The sequence below is a fragment of the Aquimarina sp. Aq78 genome, from assembly GCF_900299525.1.
Taxonomy (GTDB): Bacteria; Bacteroidota; Bacteroidia; order Flavobacteriales; family Flavobacteriaceae; genus Aquimarina.
On record NZ_OMKA01000016.1, the window covers coordinates 1 to 20,823 of the forward strand.

Below are 20,823 nucleotides of genomic sequence, written 5' to 3' on the forward strand. Positions count from 1 at the left end.
TGACATACTTAGTTACAAGAGTAGAATTAATAAAATAAAAGTAGTTAACAATGTGTATAGTGCATAGCACCCTTCGGGATGCTACGACACCATACACGAAACGTTAGCATTAATAAAAACAAAAATATGTCATTTGATTGGCCATATCATCCTTTGTATGATAAGCTTTCTGAAAAAGCATCTTTACTTTTACCCAAAATAGGTTTTGAAAAGATTAAATCCAGGGACGGACAGATGTTATTTATATCTAAAGAAAAGGTATTAATCACAATTCAACACGGAGGATATGATATGCCTTATATTTATATTGGTAATAAAAAGAACACGAAATTATTAAGTCCTAATTGTATCTTGGAATATTACTTAAATAAATCTACTCCAATTTTCAGAAAGTATTCTGAATTGAAATCCTTCTATGATTTTGAATATGAATATGAATTTTTAAAAGAATATGTTGATGAGATTTTAAATATTCTCGAATTTCCAAAGTCATACTTGGAATGGGAAAAAACAAGGGATTACGAAACAATATTGGAATTAATAAGAAACCAAAACAACTAATGCTAACAACATATATGTGATCATAGCAGCTAAGTGGTCAATCGAATGGTTGTTGTATTTTTGGTAAGGCGCAATGCTTGCAGAAAGTAAAAGTTAGCAACCAATGCGTAGTTTTTGTCGAAATTAGGGTAACATTTTGCCCTGCTACGACACATATATTAAACGTTATGTGCAATCCTCAAAATTACAAACGAATTAATTCCTTAGAACAAGGAGTTAAAAGAAACTGAAAAATAAAAATATAATTGGCTTAATGTTTATCAAGACACAAAAACTGTATTATGAAATATGCTTCGTTGACTGTATAGAAAGGTCTAGGGGGTTTACTATACCTAAGAATGGTTGTTTCTATGTTTTTGATTTCCATGCAATAGTTTATTTTGAAATAGATACTGGAAAAGTTATAGAAATAGAAGATGAATGGGAGTATGATTTAGAAAAATCAGTTATTATTTTAAACGGAGTAAAAATACCATTCATTGGATTTGAAGGAACTCCAATTTTGGAGAAACAAGGTGTTGGAAAATTAGAATTAAAAAATAGTTCTATCAAGCTAATAAAAGAAGATGGTAATGTTGAAGTATGGAACTTAGAGAACTTTTCAGGAGACTGGGAACAAGTGACTTTTGATAGTTCAAGAAATGCATTTTTATTTGGGGCACCTTATGACTTTGACTATAGATATATTACTATTCCTTAGGGAAATAAGAAAAAACGACTTATCATATCAAACCCGTTAAATAGAAAACACATAACAATGTATAAAAAAACATAGGGCTTTTGTGCTTAATCGAAAGGTCTGTGTTTATTTACAAGGTCGCCAAATATAAAATTTGGCATTTATGAGAAAAAAATAAAAGCAAAATATTTATATCTGACTAAGTACCAATTCGAAACGTATCGCTTATCACCTGCCCTACGTTTCTTATACGAGACGTTAGCACCAATTTGAAAACCGCACTCTGAATTGATAAGACTTTCAACATTTGAGAATAGAAAATTTGACACTATTAAAAATATAAGTCAAGAAACTTTTGACGAGATTCAACTCGATTCTGAAATAATAAAAGTTGCTTATACACAATTTGTTATTTTCAAAAACCTTCAAATGAACGGAAATGAATATTCGGAATTTTTAGAAAAAATATCGGATTTACATATTGGAACTGTTGATATTAAAAAAGCACATAGTCAAGAATTATTATTCCAAGGAAATAGAGTGATTCTGAATTTGCTATCTTCATTTAAGTTTTTTCTCGATAATGGAGAAGCACATCTAAAAAGAAAATACGGAAAAGACTCTGAAGAATCTAAAGAGTTTAGAGAACTTACAAGTAATGAATTTGATAACGTTTTTGCATATCGCTTTTTAATAAAATTGAGGAATTATTCTCTTCATTTAGGTTTTCCGCTTCAAGGGTTAGAACTAAAAGCCGAAAAGAATATTGAAACACCAGTAAAAACGACTGGAAGTTTACAATTATCGATTGACCTCGATTTAATAAAGAAAGAGAAAAGTCTTTTAGGAAAAATTGTTTATGATGATATAAAGAATCTAGAAGTAGATATTGATTTAAAACCTCTAATTGTGGATTTATCTACGTCTATACTAAAAATTCAAAAATTTATTTTCACTAAACAAAAAGAAGAAATTGAAAATGCTATTTCTAATTTAGAAACTTTTGCTGGAAAATATAAGACCAAAACTAATGACATAAAAGTGTTTAACAATTTGGAGAGAAATGGAAATGAAGTAACTTTTAATGCTTACCATATTCCATTTGAAATAATAACTGAATTTAAACGATATATAAAAAACTGGTGCTAACAACGTGTATAATTCATTTGCTTAAGGATTTATTCCTTCGGAAAAATCTCGCAGACAATTAACTTCAAGTATTTTAATTATTTTTACGCTAAAATTACGCAACTAACCATACACAAATACGTTAGCCACAATGTAGACCAATCAATGAGCAAAAGAATAATAACGATAATGATTTTGACTTCAATATTAAATTTCTTTGGTTGTAAAGGAAAGAATGAACCTGAACCTAAAAAAGATGCTGAGTTTGAGCAGTTTCTTGAACAGTCCAAAAACAGTATTGATGAATTCAAAAATCGGAAAATCTATAAGGAATTGACAGATGAAATTTTGGACTCAATTTCTGATGACAAGCTTGAACAAGCAATTTTTGACAACATTTATGAGATTATCGGAGACGACTATGAAAACGAATTAAATAATGTGAAAAAACTTTCGAAAGGACAGCAAGCCTTCTTCTCGACTTGGATAATCGAAGGAGAAGTCAATAATGGTGGATTTAACCAATTCTATTTTAATTCGAGCGGACAATATGCGGAAATGGCGGAAGTCGGATTCATGACAATTGGAGCAGAAAAGTTTTCAGAATTAACTAAACGAGCGAATAAAATTTATTCGGAAAATAAGGAACGACTTGAGGAATTTGACGATGGAACAATGGAAAGTTTTAGCGAATCTTATAAAGACAATCCACTAAATGATTTGGACACTGAATTTTATAACCTTTATGATACCGAGAAAATTGGAGAACTAAGAATAAAGTACATTAGAGAAAACAAAAACGAATTTATAACAGAATAAAAAACAAAGTGGCTAACAATGGGTATAGTTCATAGCGGCTTTCAGCGCGCTACGCACCATACCCGAGACGTTGTGTGTAATGCGAAACAAACCTTTGAACTTAAAATTAATTGAAGAACAGAATTTATAATTTAGGAAAGAAAGCCCTAACTATTTGGGGAGGAATATCATTAATTGGACTAATTCTGATTTTATGTTATTTCGCTTATTCATCATCATTCGGAAATAAAACTATTGAAAACAAAGCAACGAAATCTGATGTTAGATTTGTATTAAATTGGTGCGGACTTGGAGACGAAAGAATCGAAAAAGTAACGAATAGTTATGAATCTGGTCGCTCCTTTACTGGTGATTATCTTGATGCATATGGAATTGACATATCGAAAGTGACAATTGACGAGCTGAAAAATAAAAAAGGATTTTATAGATTAGATAGTTTGCCAGAAGTTTTGGATGATGCAGTAAAAATGATAAGCGGATGGCAATATGAAATTCCTTGGTTTCCGAAATTAGAAAATTTACAAAAAGAAGATGTTTATGTCTATCCTTGGAGTATTTATTGCAATGGAATTGACCCAACTGGAGCGGAATTAATTTTTGTAGTGCCGAAAGATAAAAAAGTATATTACATCGGAACAAAAATGTGAGAAAGCACTACACACAACAATGTATAAAAAAAATAGGACAATAAGTGCCTAACCGAAAGGTCTTTATCTATTTGCCAAGTCACCAAATTTTTAAATTTGGTATATTTAAAATGAGAAAAAAATAAATAACAAAATTTAAAATTCGGCTCTGTGTTAAACTGAAAAGTTAGTGTCTTTTTGCATGCTACATTTCATACACAATACCGTTGTACAACATATGAAAAAAGTATTGACTACAATATTATTCATTTTCCTTTCTTTATCGTTAAAAGCGCAAGAAAATCCTTTGCTTAAGCAATTATCTGAACTAGAAGGATCGGAAAAACAAGTAAATCATATCCTAAATCTAAAAGTTGCGGAATTAAAAGAAAATAAAGTAATAGTTGAACTTAAAGAGAAATTAAATTCTGACCTTAATTCTGTCATTTCTTGCGTAATACCTTATAAATTAAGCGAAAGTTTAAATTTGACGGATATGGAAAAGCAAGAATTGAAAAAACGCATAGCAAAAATAGCCGACAAGTTTTCTGAATCTGAATACTACATGTTTTTTGAATTTTCTGGTGGATATGCTCCAATTTTTGGAGTTAACGTAAAAACTGTTAATAACAAAGAAACAGTAATTGTAATGCTTGGTGGAGATTGTACAAAAGACAAAACCGAATTAAAAGCAGAAGAAATTTATACTGTATTTAATGACAGAATGGATGAATTAATGAACAAGTAAACGTTGTACAACAACATATATGTGATCATAGCAGCTAAGTCATGAATCGATTGGTTCTTGTATATTTATGATGGCGCAATGCTTGCTGAAAGTAAAAGTTAACAATCAATGCGCAGAAAAGCCAAAAGCAAGGTAACATTTTACCCTGCTACGACACATATATTAAACGTTGGTATTCATTTACAAATCCCAGTCTAAAGTCAAAATTATGAGAATATTACAGAAAGATAATTCAAAAAAAACTTTAAAACCGCAATGCGATAATGACATTTAATACTATTGAATTATTAAGCATTTTTTCTGTCTTTTTGTTCTTATTTTTTGCAGGATATTTACTCTCTCTAAAAACAAATAAAAAGCTGAGTAATTTACTATTTGCAGTTTATTTAATTGTTATTGCTTTAGATCTAACTGCATTTTTTTATCCGAAATTCATAACACTATCTTATACTGCTGAAATGCTTAGAATGGAAGTATTAGCCGGTTTAAAATCCCCTATACTGTACCTATATATACTTTCAGTATTATATGATAATTTTAAACTTAAAACCAAATATATACTGTTTTTCGTACCCCTTTTTATTAATTTAGTGGTATTATTTCCTGCTTTTTTTAATATTAATATACATCAACAAAAATTATTTTTTGAAAATTACTCTGACCAACCAGCAGTACTTTTTACTACTTTTTTTGGCTACGCAGTGGGTTATACTTTTTTATTTCTTGAAGTATATCAAGTTATACGCTATCGCAACATTGTAAAACAAAATTACTCTAACTCGAACGCTCTAATAAATTATACATGGTTAAAACAATTTTTAATTATTGATATTATTATAGCAACTATAACATTCGCAAAAAGTATTCAACGACATACTTACAATAACATTGACACAATGGACAATTTGCGTATTATAATGTTGCTTTTAAGTGTAGCTTTTATTTCATGGTTATTTAGCAAAGCGCTTTTTGCTCCTAAAATATTTCAAGGCATAGAAGCAAGTCTATTTCCAATTAAAGAAAAAATAAACAGAATTGAAGATCCACGTATTGAAAAAATAAATCAATTTATGCAAGATGAAGAGCCATATTTAGATGCGTCCTTAACACTTCAAAAATTAGCAAATCATTTAAATATTCCTTCACGAGAATTATCTGTTTTAATAAATCAACATATGAGTAAACATTTTTTTGATTTTGTAAATGAATATAGAATAAAAAAGGCGATGAAAATATTAAGAGATACATCATTTAAAAAAAATACAATTCAAGAAATCATGTATGATGTAGGCTTCAATTCAAAAACTCCCTTTAATACTGCGTTCAAAAAGCAGACAAACTTAACACCTTCCCAATACAGAAAAACAGCTAAAAATCAGTTACTTGCATAAAGCAGTGCTAATTCCTACTAAAGTAGAACGTTCTTTTTCACCCTAAATAGCACTTTTGTATATCAAAATATAAAAATTCGGAATTCATGAAAAAATGCTTTATGCTCTTAATATTCTTAACTCAAATAGCAGTATTTGGGCAATCAGTTAAAAACACTACAAAAAGGACAATAGATCAAAAATTAGATTACTTTTTAAAATTAGCTGATTCACTTCGCATTAAGACAAATACTCAAGGAGTTGGAATGGCAATCGTTTATGATGGCAAAATAATCTATCAAGGTGGTATTGGCTATCGTGATGCTGTTGAAAAAAAACCAGTTACAAAAAACACTTTATTTGCTATTGGTTCTGTAACAAAACCTATGACAGGAATTATTGCCTCTAAATTAGTTGAAAAAGGATTACTTGACTGGAATACCCCAATTAAAAAGTATTACCCTGAGTTTGCAGTGGCAGACAGTTATGTAACAAAGAATGCTACAATGATAGATTTATTTACACATACAACAGGTGTAGGTAGGTATGAATTGATGTATTATCAAAACTCATTAATTACAAGAGATGAAATATTGTCGAAACTTCCACTCTTAGAATCAAAATCCTCATTTAGACAACAATATGGTTATAATAATTTTATGTATTTAGTTGCAGGCGTTGTAGAAGAAAAAGTGAGTGGAAAAAAATGGGAGAATCTTGTAAAAGAAGAACTCTTCAATCCCTTAAAAATGGAAACATCATTTACTGGATTTAAAGATTTTATGGAATATAAAGAAAGGTCTAATGGCTATAAGCCAGATGGAATAACAGAAGTAGATTATCAAAATATTGACATCATTGCTCCAGCAGGTTCAATTTCATCTACACCTCATGATATGGCATTATGGATAAAAATGCTAGCAAATAAAGGTGCCGTTGATAATACTGATTTTTTAAATGAAAATCAATTCAACTATGTAACAGGTCCTCACGCACCTTTTAAACCAACTCACTCTATATCAACATCTATTGGTTGGATAATGGGCTTTCAAAATGGTAAAAAATGGATACAAAAAGAGGGTGCAATAGATGGATTTAGAAGCAAAGTTACCATAGTGCCTGAAAAAAAGTTTGGTATTGTAATAATGACTAATAATTGGTCTAATTATATTTCATTAATTAATGATTATGCTACTGAAATTTTTGATGAAGATAATCACGTAAGAAATTATGAATTGGAAAAATCATTAGAATATAAAGAAGAGAAAAAGAAGAGAATTATTAGTAAAAAACAAATACCATTGCTACATGAAACCGATGAATATATAGGAAAATACCAAGATAAAACATATGGAAATATCACTATTTCAAAAAAGAACAAGAAACTACATTTTGAATTCAATGACTTTGAAAGTAAAATGGAACATATTGGGTTTAATAACTTCAAAGTAAAGCTTAAAATAAGTGGTTATAACGAAGTATATAAATTACATTTTCATACAGCAATAAATGGAGAAATTGATGCTATAGAAATTAATTTAGAGTCGAAAATGCCAATTTCTATCTTCAAGAAAATTAAAAAACCTCATTAGACTATGTAAATAGTTTCCTATCACCCAAAATCACGAATAACTGATAATCTAAAACTTGCACAAAGAAGTACCAATACTTACTAAAGTAGGACATTCTTTTGTATTCTAATTACCACCTTTGTAGTTCAATAAATCAAAAAACTTAAAACTCATGAAAAAATATTTCATTGCTTTATTAATTTTTTCTCAAATAGTATTCTCTGGATGTCAAACTCAAAACAACATTATTTCTGAAGAAGTAAAGGAAAACATCAAATCTCGTGTTGATAATAGCGAAAATACAGGAATAGTTGTTGGAGTAATTAATTCTAAAGGGGTAACTTATTATAACTATGGTGTAAAATCATTAAAGACTAATTCTCCTGTTGATGAAAATACTGTTTTTGAAATTGGTTCTGTTTCAAAGACATTTACGGGAATTTTATTAGCAGATAGAGTAGTAAATAGGGAGTTAAGTTTAGATACTCCTTTACAACAGCTTTTGCCAAAAGGTATTACAGCACCAAAAAGAAACGGAAAATCAATCAAATTGTATCATTTATCAAATCACACTTCTTCATTCCCTGGGATGCCAAATAATTTTACCCCTGCTAATTCTGAAAACCCTTATGCAGACTATTCTATAGAGCAGTTATATAATTTCTTGAATGATTATGAACTTCCTCGAGACATTGGTTCAAAATACGAATACTCTAATTACTCACAGGGTTTGTTAGGTCATCTATTGGCGTATAAAAAACAAATGAGTTATGAAGAGTTAGTAAATGAGGTTATTACAAATCCTTTAAAATTAGAAAATACTCGTATTACTTTAAATCCAAAAATGAAAGAAAATTTAGCTATAGGGCATAACAGTTTTGGATTTGAAGTGGAAAATTGGGACATTCCAACTTTAGCAGGTGCTGGAGCTATTCGTTCTACGGCAGTAGATATGCTTAATTATTTAGCACATAATATGGGTTTAAAAAAGAATGATTTATATCCTGCTATGAAGCTGTCGCATACTAAAACAGCAACTGTGCATAATAGTTTAAAAGTTGGCTTGGGGTGGCACATTCTATTACGTGATAGATTAGAAATTGTATGGCACAATGGAGGAACAGGAGGTTATCGAACATTTATAGGTTTTATAAAAGGTGGAGATAAAGGTGTAGTGGTATTAACAAATTCAAAAAATGCTGTAGGTATCGATGATATTGGATTTCATTTATTAGATGCAACATCACCTTTAACTGAACCAAAAAAACCTTCTATTGCTAACCTTATTAATATAAAGATTAGAAATGAAGGAATGGAAGTTGCTACCGAAATCTATTGGAAACTAAAGGAAAGTCAATCTGACAAATATGATTTTGGAGAAAATCAATTGAATGATTTGGGGTATTTCTACCTTTCAAAAGGGGAACTTGAAAACGCAATTGCGGTATTTCATCTAAACGTAAAAATATTTCCTAATTCTTCAAATGTATATAATAGTTATGCTGAGGCATTAATGAAAAACAATGAGAAAGAAAAAGCTATTATTAACTATAAAAAATCTGTTGAAATTAATCCTGATAACATTAATAGTATTGCAATGCTAAAAAAATTAGGAATGAATGATGGAGATTAGATAAAGAAAAATCAGAATTGAATGTATTCTCCATAAATTCATATTGCTTATTAATATAGATACAAGAAGTAAAAAAACGAAATGCCAGCACAGTGTATAATTCATTGCTAGTACTCGCCTACTTACGAAAATCCTCACGGATTTTCTATTCGGTTTGTATTTGCTAATTTAGTTGCTGAAAGACGCAACGAAACCATACACAAACACTTTACCCACAATTAAAATGAGAACGAAAAAAGCAAAAAGATATGACGAACAAATTGATCGAGAGATTGAAAAATCTGTTGCTCGTTTCTCTGAACATCTAATGTCAAACTCAAAATGGGCTCGTTTGATAGATAAACTTGTAGGTGACTCAGGCAAAATTGAAAAAATCGAATTCAAGAAGGTCCAAAGTGAAGGGATAGGTGAATTATATCTCACTGAGGACACCACTTAAGGATTTGACTATTGGCAAAACGGCTTTGAAGGACACAATTCGCTTGGCGGTTGGTTGACCTTCAAAGAAATAGAATTCCTAATTTTTCCGAAGACAGTTAAAGCAGAACCCATAAAGGAACAAAATCTATCAATGATTACTGAATTAATAGAAAGTGTGGGGCAATTTGCTCTTGAAGTAACAGATGACTACGTCAAACTGATATGTTATAAATAAAATTGGGGATGCACGAATCATACGAAAACCGACTAGGTCATAAGGCAGATTTTCGAGTCAGATATAAATTCAGAAATCCAGAAAATGGAGGGAGGATATCTGGTGAGCCTTTTCAAGGAATACGTTCAGATTTTTCAATTGAAGGTGAGGGAGATAAAATGTATATGATATGGCCTGAATTTGAAGATGAATGTGGCAATGTTCTTCTTGATAACGACAAGCAAGTGCCAAATTCTGGAACGGCTCGAATGTGGATTATTAATAATGAAATGAGACCATATCATTACGGCAAAATAAAAATTGGAATGAAGGGCTATTTCAGAGAAGGTGCAACACATTCAGCAGAATGTGTGGTGATCGAAATTTTAGATTTGAAAACGAACCCGATTAAGAACAAATAAAAAATGGGTAACACTGTATATAGCAAATAAGGCGTTCAGTGGTTGACGAAAGTTCAGTGCTATTTACAAACACCGCCAAATCGTTGATTTGGCTTTTAAAAATGAATAAATTAAAAACAAAACATAAACTTTGGCTAAGTGCTTGCTCGAAAACCTGTAATTTTCTGCTCCCGCACTACGCATAGCTAAACGTTAGCAGCAAATTGAAAAAATGAATATCAGAATAATTACCTCAATATTTTTATTTACACTTTCTACATCTCTATTTAGTCAAAATAGTAGAATTATTCTTGGCTCTTGGATTAAAACAAAAATGGAGGCATTTGATAAAAAAAGCGACCCATTTATTGAAAAAAGAGATGAAAAATTTATCAAGTATACTTTTGAAAATAATGGTCAAATGTATATTTCCTCAGTTTACAATGAAAAGGGCAATGAAATTAAATACACCATTCAGAATAATATTGTCGATTTACTATTCAACAAGTTTAAGATTGAAAAAATAGATAATAAACAACTCATTTTAATTGAGTTAAATAATAATAAAATTAGCCCTAGTTCTACTAGGATATTTTTTAATAGAGAGCAAGTTTATTTGGATGGATTAACTCTTGATGAAAAGGATATTATTAAAGAAGAACAAGACTATTTATATATTGAAAATCAAAAAGTTTACCCAAAATTCAGGAATAAAGACAACGCTGATGTGAAGAGTTTTATTCAACCATTTGTAGAAGAACGTTCAAATGGGAAAGAGCATTTGTCTTACTCTACATTTGTGATAAACACCGATGGAAAAGTTAGTGATATAAAAATCCATCATCACATTAATAAATCATATGATAAAAATTTGAAAAAGGCGATTTCGAAAACTAATGGAATGTGGATTTCTCCAATCGTAAATGGAAAAAAAGTTAAAGTTCTTAAAGAAATTTCATTTCATTATATCGTGTTTCCAGATTTAAAAAATGTAAATGGAAAAATAGAAGTCAACAAAAAAACAAGTGATATTACAAAATCTTACGAGTCACTGTTTAAACAGGCAACAAAGGAATATCTTAGAGGGAATTTAGAATCTGCATTGAAAACATATTCTAAGAGTATAGATTTAACTTCCAACAATATCAATATTAGTATTCAAAAAAACATAATTTATAAAAAACTGAATGACTCATTGAATTTTGATAAAACCAAAGAAAAGATTCAAAGTTCAAAGTTTAATTATGTTTTGAAAAAATAAAAACCAACTGCTAACAATGGCTATAATTAATACCGGTTTTGGTGCTTAACCCAAAGTTTAGTGCTATTTACAAACACCACCAAATCGTTGATTTGGCTTTTAAAATGAATAAATTAAAAACAAAATACAACGCTTTGGCTCAGAGCAATCCCGAAAGTTTATCGCTTTCTACTGCCCTACTTGCCATATACTAAACGTTAACTGTAATTTGAAAAAACTAGTATTTAAACCTACGGTAGAAGGTCTTAGGTGATTTCAATCTAAATCTATATAAATTTGACACTAAATTAACTGGGACTGCTTATTTATGGTATTTGAATCCTTGACAAATATTAAGAATCCTACTTAGTATTTCTTTCATTGACAAAAGCTCCCCAGTCAGCAATAAGTTGAATTAAAGGAATCAATGTTTTACCAAAATCAGTCAAAGAATACTCAACTTTAAGTGGTGGTTTTGAATAAAAAACCTTCCTTTTGATTATTCCATCTTCGGCTAATGATTTCAATTGCAAACTTAGCGTACGATCGGTAACAACAGTTGACATTTTCTTTCTTAGCTCATTGTATCGCAATGTTTCATTCATCAAATTATACAAGATGGCTGTTTTCCACTTCCCTCCAATAATACCCATCGTTAAACTTGAACAACAGGGGTATTCTCTCCCGTTAAAATTGTACATATTTCTAATATATAATTAAACTATCCTTTTTGACCGTTATTGCAAAAGTAAAATACTATAATTAGTTTTGCAACTATACTTTTTATAGTATAACTTTTTTATCATGAAATATGATTTAAAATCACATATGAGAGATTAAAAAAATTCAATCTTAAGAAAAATAAAATATGGAACAATTTAAAAAAAGAGCAACTAGTTATTCAGGATTATACGAGTTTAATGATTGGAAATTCAAGGTATATCGCATAAAGTATGATGAAACAAGAGTAATTCCAGATGTAGAAAAAATTATCAAATCTAAATTACCCAACTTGATTAAAGAAAAAACCAAGATAAATGCATATCCGAATTATAAGATAGGAACTGTTATCATTCACGAAGCAAAAGATTGCGTGTTCACATTAGTAAATTGGTGGATTTATGAAAATGTAATGCAGCATCATGTTTATTTTTCAGAATTAGACTCTCCAAATGAAATAATAGACTACTCTGACAAAGGAATACAATTTTGTGTTTGGGATTTGGGTATACTGTGGTACGAAAGAAATTTATGGGTAGAGACTATTTTAAAGAATTCAAAAAAACCAAATTGGGATTCTTATCTTAAGAATTATTATCAACCGAATTACATAGAATAATGAAATGCAATAATTATTGAAAATGGCTTTGTTTGATTCGAGTTAGATAGATATTTGTCTCTAAATCCCAAAAAGCCCATATCCAAAACGTTAAGGGTAATTAGAGTTCTAAAAAAATTATTTGATGAATTATTAAGCTTAGTAAAGTAACTACAGCTAACAACGTATAAAAGCAATAGCGGTATGGATGAGAACTCAAACCGTTTTTGTCTTTAATTGAGTATATTGCTATCTGAAAGTAAGAGCAATTTATCAGCTACTGCTCTTATACAAACACGTTGTATGTAATTTAGTAAAATGCTCAAAATGAAAATAGAAGGAAAATCCATTAGGCCTTTTATTGGTTCTAAAAACTATACTATTTCTCGAGATTTTTATACTGATTTGGGATTTGAGGAAATAATTACCTCTAAAAAAATGTCTTATTTCTATATTGGAAACTTCGGATTTTATCTACAAGACGCTTTTGTAAAAGATTGGATTGATAACTCAATGATTTTCTTCGAAGTAGATAATTTGGAAAATACTTTAAAAACTATACAGAATCTAAAATTGACTAAAAAGTATAAGAATGTACGATTATCTGAAATTGTATATAAAGAATGGGGAAACGAGTTTTTCCTTCACGACCCTTGTGGAATATTATGGCATTTTGGGGAATTTAATTCCAAATAATAATAAGATTGAAAAACTACTTACCTGGGCAATAAAGAGAATTTTGACACGAATTATGAAAGTAATTGGCATTACTATTACAAATAAAAAACAGCATACAAAATAAGCGCAATCAATGAAAATTAATCAGTTTTGGATTAGAGTCTTTGGAATATTCGGAATAATTGGTGGACTAATTCTATTTGCCGGAGATATGCTTTTTTACTATGACTCAAGTAATACCAATTTAAGAGAAAATATGGGGAAGGCATCGGACTTAAGAATTATTACAAGTGGCGTTACCGCTCTGTTAGCTGCTTGGTTTTATATGCTTGGAGTGGTTCAAGTATATCATGCGTTCAAACCAAGTAAACCTGTTTTAAGGAATACCATATTATTTTGCTTTGGAGCTATTGTAATAGCATATGGAGTTATCCATGGTGTGTATGTTTCTATTGCAACATCAGCAAAATTGGCTACTCAAAATAATCTTGATATGAATGAGGCCGTCTCACTTGCTGTAGAAACAAATAATGTTTTAAGGTTATTTGTTTATCCTATTTTTGGGCTTTTATCAATTTTATTTATCGTTCAAGTTTGGAAAAGAAAAACTTTATATCCGAGATGGATTATTCTTTTTTTTCCACTTATACCTTTTTTGATTCAAGGTTTTATTTGTAAAAATTTGTCAGGCAGTACTTGGATTATAGTATGTGGAGGGTACTTAAATATAATCTTAATTATCTTTTTTATCGCATCTACGATTGCTTTGTGGAATATCAAACGAAGTGAATCAAATAGTGAATGAAGCACTGCATACAACACCAAATATAAGTCATAGCAGGTTTTATTGATGGATTCAATGGTTCTTGTATATTTGCTAAGACATAAAGACTATATGTAGGGAAAGTTATAAAATCAGCGCAGATTTGTCGATCGCAACATAACATTTTGCCCTGCTACGACACATATATTTAACGTTAGCATTTATTTTAATGAAATACCTTGTCGAAAATATTATTCAACAATTAGTAGAAGTCCAAAATGGAAAATTATGGATATGTAGTACTTTTACCAGCAAATTGAATCAGGTAAACGAAAATGCAGTTTTCTTTAGACCGATTGAAAACTTACACAGTATCGCTGAAATAATTTCTCATTTGACATTGTGGAGAAAAGAGACAATCTTAAAAATCCAGACAGGTAAAGGAAGTAAAACAGATGATTGCGAGGAAAACTGGTTGACTAATGACAAATTGAAATTAATCGGTTGGCAATATATCAAATCGGAATATGATAAAACCCTGACCGAATTAATTAACTTATTAAAATCAAAAGATGATGAATTTCTGAATGAAGAATATTATGATACAGATTTTAAAGGTAATTATAAATATAGTTTTGTAATTAACGGAATGCTACATCACGATATTTACCATTTAGGGCAACTTGGAATAATCATTAAATATTTGAAAGAAAATAACAAATGCTAATAATAGCTATAAGTAATTGTTTGTCCTACCATTCATATATAAACCATCGATAGTAATTTAAAGAAATACTGTAACATTTTTTTTTTTCGTTTGTCTATAAATTTTAACTGACAAACTAATAAATGAAAAACACGTTAATAATTTTAACAGCAATCACCCTATTTCTTTCTTGTGCCCAGCAAAAAGAAAAAACGTTTAGAATAGGACAAAAATCAGTAACGTTTGTAGATGAATCAAGAAATCGACCATTACTTACTGAAATTTGGTACCCTACTTTAGATAATTTGACAAAAAAAGAGTCGAAAGAAAACCAAAAGGAACTTTTCAAGACCATCGAAACAATTCCGAATGCAACTATTCCGAATGAAAAATTTCCGCTGATATTAATCTCGCACGGAACAGGAGGCAATAGGTTTTCATTGACTTGGTTTATTGAAAAAATGGTAAAAGAAGGGTATGTTGTTGTTTCATTAGATCACTATGGGAATTCCACTTTTAATAAAATACCGAGGGAATTCGTAAAATGGTGGGAAAGAGCAATTGATGTTCAATACGTACTTACAAATATCCTTAACAATACTGAAATTGGGACAAAAATAGACACGTCAAGAATTGGTGGAGTTGGTTTTTCTTTGGGAGGTTATACAAATATCGCATTGGCAGGTGGTTATGTAGATAGAACAATTAGAGAAAATGAAAAACCAGAAGGTAGAGAAATGCCCGCCGAATTTCCCAAAACGGATGAAATTATAGATTTTGAAAATGACAGCCTTATCGTTTCATCCTATAATAAGTACAAAGATCATGTAAAAGATGATAGAATCAAGGCATTTTTTGTGATGGCGCCAGCAATTGGATTTGGATTCCATGCCAAAGAACAAACAAGCAAAATTACCGCACCTGTTTTTATTGTAGCCGGAAAAGGTGACACAAATACACCTATAAAAAACAATGCGGAAAATTACCATCATTTAATCAAGACCAGCCAAATACACTTGTTTGATAAAAATGTTGGACATTATGTGTTTTTGAATGAACCCACAGAATTCGGAAAAGAAGTCGCACCTAACATAACAATAGACAAACCAACAGTTGACAGAAAGGAAATACACGAAAAAACATTGAGATTGGCATTGGATTTTTTTAAAAAAACGTTGTAAACCATTAGACCTTATTATAACGAAAGATTACCCTAAATAAGACTTATACTTCTCCATACCTTTTGTAGTAAGGTATGGAAAGATTAAGTTATTTACATAAACTACATATTTATCTTTTAAATCAACATCTAAAAAATTCTTGGGATGAAGATTTATAAAGAAAAAAGTACGCATTGCTCCACTTAAATCCATTAAATAATCTAAATCTTTATCGATTAACTCACCTCGCAATAATTCTTGAAGCTGTAACCTTTGTAAAATTTGCAAATATCCTTTTTTTCTATCTGCATTATCTTGTTCTAATTTTAAAGAAATATCTGTATAACTTCTCTTAATTTCTATAAAATCGACATAAAAAAACAAGTACTTTATTGAGATTTCAAAAGTAAATTTAGGAGCCTCTAATATGCCTTTTAATAAATTTTCATAATCAAATGTTTTTAAAATTTCTAAGATCTCGTTTTGCATATCTTCATATAAATTAAGAATCAATTGATTCTTTGTTTTAAAATGATATGTAACATTACCATAGCTAATACAAAGCTCTTTAGCAACCTCTCTTAACGTAACATTTCTAAACCCCTTATTATTAAAAAGCTCTCTAGCTGTATTTTTAATCTTGTCTTTTGTTTTCATTATTTCACAAAAATAGGCTATTTGGACTAATTTTGATATATTTTAAATATCTTTGTTTTAAATTAAATTTACTGTGGCATCAATATACAAGAATAACCAGGCAAAAACAGATCTAATGAATCTGTATGATGAAAAATTAAAAGATTTACAAATTGACTATACCAATATAGATGTTGACACAAAATTTGGAAGAACCAGAGTTGTAAAAACAGGCAATTCTAAAGGAAAAAAAATTGTAATGTTTCACGGTTATAATGCTGGCGCACCAATTACGTTAGAGGCCATCAAAGGGATTTTAGACAAGTATTGTTTTTATGTTATTGAAACCATAGGACAAGCAACTAAGAGCGAAGAAACAATAATGAATATTAAAGATAATTCTTTTGCGCTATGGGTAGATGAAGTTTTGGAAAAATTAGAGATAAAAAAAGTAAATGTTGTTGGAATATCTTATGGTGCGTTTATCGTTGAAAAGCTAATAACTTATAAACCACAACGTATAGAAAAATGTATTTTGGTAGTACCAAGCGGTATTGTAAATGGAAATATTTGGAAGTCCACAAAAAAACTTACTTTTCCGTTAATTAGATGGAGTATTACTAAAAAAGAAAAACATCTAAAATCTTTTTTAAGTGCATTTGTTCCTACTGAAGATGATTTTTTGTTCCAAATGTTAAGCCTAATAATGAAAGGTGTAAAATTAGACACAAGAATACCTAAGTTATTAAAACCAAAAGAGGTTGAAAATTTTAAAGCTCCAGTATATGTAATTGCTGCTAAAGATGATATCTATTTTCCTGGAGAAAAAATTGCTCAAAGAAGTAAAGAGTTATTTTCAAATTTAAAAGAAGTCCATCTTTTAGAAAACTCAAAACATATGCCTTCTAAAAATTCATACCCAATTATTCAAAAAAAAATAGTGGAATGGATAAACTAGACATTAAGAACTATAGATATTACAAACTGGTTTGCAATAATCTAAAAAATTAATTACTAAATCTATACGTACTAGGAAAATCCTACAAATTCTCCCTTTGGTTTCTTTTCTTTTATTAATTTAGTTCCTAGCCAATCAAACTCTACACCAACCATGAGTTACACGTGAAAAAAATGAATTCTGAATGAAAAATGAGGAGATTATAGAACTATTAAAAAAATAAAAAGTCTATAGCAATTTATATGGTGTATGTGCCCTTATGGATGGATGCAAACAAACCATACTACAAAAGACGTTGTAACACCTCAATCAAAAAGATTTGGTAGTATTTTTTTAAATTCCTTTTGCCCTAGAGACGTAAGAAATGGATACAACATACTTAAAAGTGTATTTACCTGATTATCTATATCATTTGAGTTAAATTTATTAAAGTATAACCTCGTAGAATATAGCCATGTGTTCCCATAACTAATCATTCTTTCTGCCAAAAAATTATACTCCAATTCAAAAGACGAATCTCTCATTAAATTTTGATTTTTCATTTTTTCAAACAACAAAAAACAACCAGTGATTCTGTTTTTATAAACTTCTTGAAAATGTTTTTTTACTTTTTCACTTACGGCTAAAAGATTGTATAAATCTGTCCAGAAGAATTTATAATCAATCATTCTTATCATACTTTGTTCAATATCATTCCTAATTTGTGTTACTGAGACTTCTGCATTTTTTAAGTTCTTTATTCTCTCATCAAATTCTGAAACCATCTCAAAATATAAAGCTTCAAAAATATCCTCTCGCTTTTTATAATGGTAATTTAGATTTCCTGAACTCATGTCTAGTTTTAAAGCAATCATTCTTATGGTTACTTGACTGTAACCCTTTTCATTAAATAAAGTTCTAGCAACTTCTAAAATTAATTTCTTCTTTTTGCTCATTAGTAAACTTGTCCTAAAAAATTAATATTAGTAAATTTGTCCTAAAATTACAAAATGAAATCATTATACAAATCAGAATTTGGAAGAAATGAAATACTAAATCTTTATAATGAAAAATTAAATGATTTAGAAATAGAATTTGAAAACAAGGTTATTGACACCAATTTCGGAAAAACCAATATCATTATAGTCGGTAATTCTATAAAGCCACCTTTACTTTTAGTTCATGGGTCTAATGGTTGCGCTCCCATCGCTTTAGAAACCTACCCTACTCTTTATAAAGAGTATCAGGTATTTGCTATAGATGTACTGGCACAACCTAATAAAAGTGCTGAAATCAGATTAAATATGAAAGATGAAAGTTATGGTTTATGGATAAACGATATTATCAATAAATTAGAGTTGAAAAATGTAACTATGGTTGGTTTCTCTTTCGGGGGGCTAATAATTCTCAAAACTTTGATTCAAAATCAAAGCAATATAAAAGAGGTATTCTTATCTGCACCCGCATTTATTGTAAATGGAAATCCTCTTATTGCTCTATTCAAGGTATTCGTTCCTATGAAACGATATATAAAAACTAAAAACACAAAATATCTGGAAAAATTCTTGGAAGTCCTTTTTTCTGAAAGAGATGAATTTGCTCTTAACTACTTATCGAAAGTTTTTTTACATTTTAAAATGGACTTTACTCCTGTTCCAACAATAAAAAAAGAAGAAGCTCAATCAATAAAAACTCCAATTACTATAATCGCTGCAAAAAAAGATATTATGTTTCCTGGTAAAAAAATGATAAAACGAGCAAACAAAATTTTCCCTACTTTGAAGAAAACCATTTTACTGGAAAATTCGAAACACGTCCAAAATAGAATCGATAATAGGAAAATAGAAAAATTGATATTAAAAGAATAAGATGTAATAATAATATGCAAAATCAATTGCATAGATGTAGTTTAAAAAATTTTATAAAACGTAGTTACTATAACCCCTTTATAATCATGTAAAGCAATAGACAATAATTGTTTTTCTTCTGTTACTTTAAAATTAAATGGTGGAGCTAATATGTTTAGACCGCTTTGTTTTTTTAGTCTAATTCCTTGCCCTGAAACAATCTCTTTATTAGGTATAAAATCTCCTTCAGGTATATGTTCTGTTAAAATAACATATTTAAAACCTGTTAGTTTACTTACTATACTCTGTACTTCAGCATTTGATAAATGTTGTAATACTTGTCTTAATAAAACACAATCTCCAGAAGGTAAATCATCTACTGCGATATCCAAACAATGGAATTCTAAATTTTCTTCTTTATATATTTTTTTATTACGTGCTATAAGATCTGTTACTATATCAACAGCAACATATTTCTTAGTATGCTTCACCAATTCTTTTCCTACATTAAAATCTCCACAACCTAAATCACATACCGTAAGAGGGTTTTTAAAAGAGGTCAAAAATGAAGTTAAAACATCTATATATGGATTTATTATATCTGGATGATGTGATCCCTCACCAGAATAAAAATCAGATTTATTACCACCCCAAAGTTTCATTTCATAAACCTGTTCCATAGCATCTTTAGTTGGCCAAGGCTTCTTTATTCTTTTAGTTCCATTTTCTTTCTTCTTCATAAATACTCTATTGATCTATACAAACTATAAAAGTATAATTATATATATTCAAATGTAATATTAAAACAAACGTACAAATTATGTGTAATAACATATATTTGGTGATAACAAAATCCCATATAAGTGAAAAATACAATTACCGAAATTAAACAAATTACTTCTTCCGAGACTTTACCGATTCGACACAAAGTTATGTGGCCAAATAAACCGATAGAATATGTTGAATTGCCAAACGATGAAAATGCGAGACATTTTGGTTTATTTGTAAATGGAGAGATCACTTCTATAATATCCTTATTTGTAGAGAATAATGAGGCACAATTCAGAAAATTTGCAACATTAATTGAATTTCAGGGATTAGGGTACGGGACAATTCTATTAAAAAATATAATCGATTTAATAGAGAAAGAAGGGATTAAAAAATTATGGTGTAATGCTCGAGTGGAGAAATCAAAATTCTATGAGAGATTCGATTTAAAACCTACAGATAAAAAATTTGAAAAAGGTGGAATTGAATATATAATTATGGAAAAAACTTTTGCTAACAACGTATAAACTATATTAAAATGAAATTTACTAAATATTCCTTATAAAAGTAGTAAAGAGATTACCGTATATGTACGTATAT

The 20,823-nt window shown here is 29.4% G+C and carries 24 protein-coding genes; 20 read left to right on the forward strand and 4 right to left on the reverse strand.

What is annotated here, in order from left to right; translation table 11 throughout:
* The first annotated feature begins 126 nt into the window (after positions 1–126).
* The 12 genes from DG435_RS10440 to DG435_RS10495 all read left to right on the forward strand — a co-directional run bounded on the left by DG435_RS10440 (position 127) and on the right by DG435_RS10495 (position 11,431).
* On the forward strand, positions 127–561 hold the full coding sequence (locus DG435_RS10440; RefSeq protein ID WP_106794712.1) for a hypothetical protein: 435 nt from the start codon (positions 127–129) through the stop codon (positions 559–561).
* A gap of 253 nt (positions 562–814) precedes the next feature.
* On the forward strand, positions 815–1,261 hold the full coding sequence (locus DG435_RS10445) for a hypothetical protein (protein WP_106794711.1): 447 nt from the start codon (positions 815–817) through the stop codon (positions 1,259–1,261).
* Between the two features lie 267 nt (positions 1,262–1,528).
* Complete coding sequence (locus DG435_RS10450) at positions 1,529–2,389, forward strand: hypothetical protein (protein ID WP_106794710.1); 861 nt, start codon at positions 1,529–1,531, stop codon at positions 2,387–2,389.
* A 144-nt stretch (positions 2,390–2,533) separates the two neighbouring features.
* The gene (locus DG435_RS10455; protein ID WP_106794709.1) at positions 2,534–3,187 is read left to right on the forward strand and encodes a DUF4375 domain-containing protein; all 654 of its coding nucleotides are present in this window, start codon (positions 2,534–2,536) and stop codon (positions 3,185–3,187) included.
* A gap of 110 nt (positions 3,188–3,297) precedes the next feature.
* Positions 3,298–3,834, forward strand: a complete 537-nt coding sequence (locus DG435_RS10460; protein WP_106794708.1) for a hypothetical protein — start codon at positions 3,298–3,300, stop codon at positions 3,832–3,834.
* Positions 3,835–4,051: 217 nt separating this feature from the next.
* Entirely contained in the window at positions 4,052–4,561 is a 510-nt protein-coding gene (locus DG435_RS10465) for a hypothetical protein (protein ID WP_106794707.1), read from the forward strand.
* A 263-nt stretch (positions 4,562–4,824) separates the two neighbouring features.
* On the forward strand, positions 4,825–5,952 hold the full coding sequence (locus tag DG435_RS10470) for an AraC family transcriptional regulator (protein WP_106794706.1): 1,128 nt from the start codon (positions 4,825–4,827) through the stop codon (positions 5,950–5,952).
* Positions 5,953–6,038: 86 nt separating this feature from the next.
* Positions 6,039–7,523, forward strand: coding sequence for a serine hydrolase (locus DG435_RS10475; RefSeq protein ID WP_106794705.1), 1,485 nt, complete (start codon positions 6,039–6,041; stop codon positions 7,521–7,523).
* A gap of 151 nt (positions 7,524–7,674) precedes the next feature.
* Positions 7,675–9,135: a serine hydrolase domain-containing protein gene (locus DG435_RS10480; RefSeq protein WP_106794704.1), complete on the forward strand. Its 1,461-nt coding sequence runs from the start codon at positions 7,675–7,677 to the stop codon at positions 9,133–9,135.
* A gap of 223 nt (positions 9,136–9,358) precedes the next feature.
* Entirely contained in the window at positions 9,359–9,574 is a 216-nt protein-coding gene (locus DG435_RS10485) for a hypothetical protein (protein WP_106794703.1), read from the forward strand.
* A 224-nt stretch (positions 9,575–9,798) separates the two neighbouring features.
* Positions 9,799–10,191: a hypothetical protein gene (locus DG435_RS10490; protein WP_106794702.1), complete on the forward strand. Its 393-nt coding sequence runs from the start codon at positions 9,799–9,801 to the stop codon at positions 10,189–10,191.
* Positions 10,192–10,402: 211 nt separating this feature from the next.
* Positions 10,403–11,431 carry a hypothetical protein gene (locus DG435_RS10495; protein WP_106794701.1) on the forward strand — a complete coding sequence of 343 codons (1,029 nt, stop codon included), beginning with the start codon at positions 10,403–10,405 and terminating at the stop codon, positions 11,429–11,431.
* Positions 11,432–11,772: 341 nt separating this feature from the next.
* Here the strand turns inward: DG435_RS10495 and DG435_RS10500 are convergent, their stop codons facing one another.
* Positions 11,773–12,111 (reverse strand): helix-turn-helix domain-containing protein, encoded by a 339-nt coding sequence (locus DG435_RS10500; protein WP_106794700.1) that lies wholly within the window; start codon positions 12,109–12,111, stop codon positions 11,773–11,775.
* Between the two features lie 167 nt (positions 12,112–12,278).
* Between DG435_RS10500 and DG435_RS10505 the strand changes: the two genes are divergently transcribed.
* The 5 genes from DG435_RS10505 to DG435_RS10525 all read left to right on the forward strand — a co-directional run bounded on the left by DG435_RS10505 (position 12,279) and on the right by DG435_RS10525 (position 16,056).
* Positions 12,279–12,749: a hypothetical protein gene (locus tag DG435_RS10505; protein ID WP_106794699.1), complete on the forward strand. Its 471-nt coding sequence runs from the start codon at positions 12,279–12,281 to the stop codon at positions 12,747–12,749.
* 306 nt (positions 12,750–13,055) lie between these two features.
* Complete coding sequence (locus DG435_RS10510) at positions 13,056–13,424, forward strand: glyoxalase (RefSeq protein ID WP_106794698.1); 369 nt, start codon at positions 13,056–13,058, stop codon at positions 13,422–13,424.
* A gap of 115 nt (positions 13,425–13,539) precedes the next feature.
* A complete protein-coding gene (locus DG435_RS10515) occupies positions 13,540–14,211 on the forward strand; it encodes a DUF6796 family protein (protein ID WP_106794697.1) in 672 nt (223 codons plus the stop codon).
* A gap of 187 nt (positions 14,212–14,398) precedes the next feature.
* A complete protein-coding gene (locus DG435_RS10520; protein WP_106794696.1) occupies positions 14,399–14,896 on the forward strand; it encodes a DinB family protein in 498 nt (165 codons plus the stop codon).
* A 122-nt stretch (positions 14,897–15,018) separates the two neighbouring features.
* Entirely contained in the window at positions 15,019–16,056 is a 1,038-nt protein-coding gene (locus DG435_RS10525; protein ID WP_106794695.1) for a dienelactone hydrolase family protein, read from the forward strand.
* Between the two features lie 27 nt (positions 16,057–16,083).
* On the opposite strand, the gene DG435_RS10530 is transcribed toward DG435_RS10525, so the two are convergent.
* The gene (locus DG435_RS10530) at positions 16,084–16,692 is read right to left on the reverse strand and encodes a TetR/AcrR family transcriptional regulator (RefSeq protein ID WP_106794694.1); all 609 of its coding nucleotides are present in this window, start codon (positions 16,690–16,692) and stop codon (positions 16,084–16,086) included.
* Between the two features lie 115 nt (positions 16,693–16,807).
* On the opposite strand from DG435_RS10530, the gene DG435_RS10535 reads away from it, so the two are divergent.
* On the forward strand, positions 16,808–17,629 hold the full coding sequence (locus DG435_RS10535; RefSeq protein ID WP_159025761.1) for an alpha/beta fold hydrolase: 822 nt from the start codon (positions 16,808–16,810) through the stop codon (positions 17,627–17,629).
* A 305-nt stretch (positions 17,630–17,934) separates the two neighbouring features.
* On the opposite strand, the gene DG435_RS10540 is transcribed toward DG435_RS10535, so the two are convergent.
* Positions 17,935–18,564: a TetR/AcrR family transcriptional regulator gene (locus DG435_RS10540; protein ID WP_106794692.1), complete on the reverse strand. Its 630-nt coding sequence runs from the start codon at positions 18,562–18,564 to the stop codon at positions 17,935–17,937.
* A 54-nt stretch (positions 18,565–18,618) separates the two neighbouring features.
* Here DG435_RS10540 and DG435_RS10545 point away from each other — a divergent pair, with 54 nt between their 5' ends.
* Entirely contained in the window at positions 18,619–19,476 is an 858-nt protein-coding gene (locus tag DG435_RS10545) for an alpha/beta fold hydrolase (RefSeq protein WP_106794691.1), read from the forward strand.
* Between the two features lie 41 nt (positions 19,477–19,517).
* Here the strand turns inward: DG435_RS10545 and DG435_RS10550 are convergent, their stop codons facing one another.
* Positions 19,518–20,195: a class I SAM-dependent methyltransferase gene (locus tag DG435_RS10550; protein WP_106794690.1), complete on the reverse strand. Its 678-nt coding sequence runs from the start codon at positions 20,193–20,195 to the stop codon at positions 19,518–19,520.
* A gap of 123 nt (positions 20,196–20,318) precedes the next feature.
* On the opposite strand from DG435_RS10550, the gene DG435_RS10555 reads away from it, so the two are divergent.
* Positions 20,319–20,750, forward strand: coding sequence for a GNAT family N-acetyltransferase (locus tag DG435_RS10555; RefSeq protein WP_234387179.1), 432 nt, complete (start codon positions 20,319–20,321; stop codon positions 20,748–20,750).
* Positions 20,751–20,823: the final 73 nt, after the last annotated feature.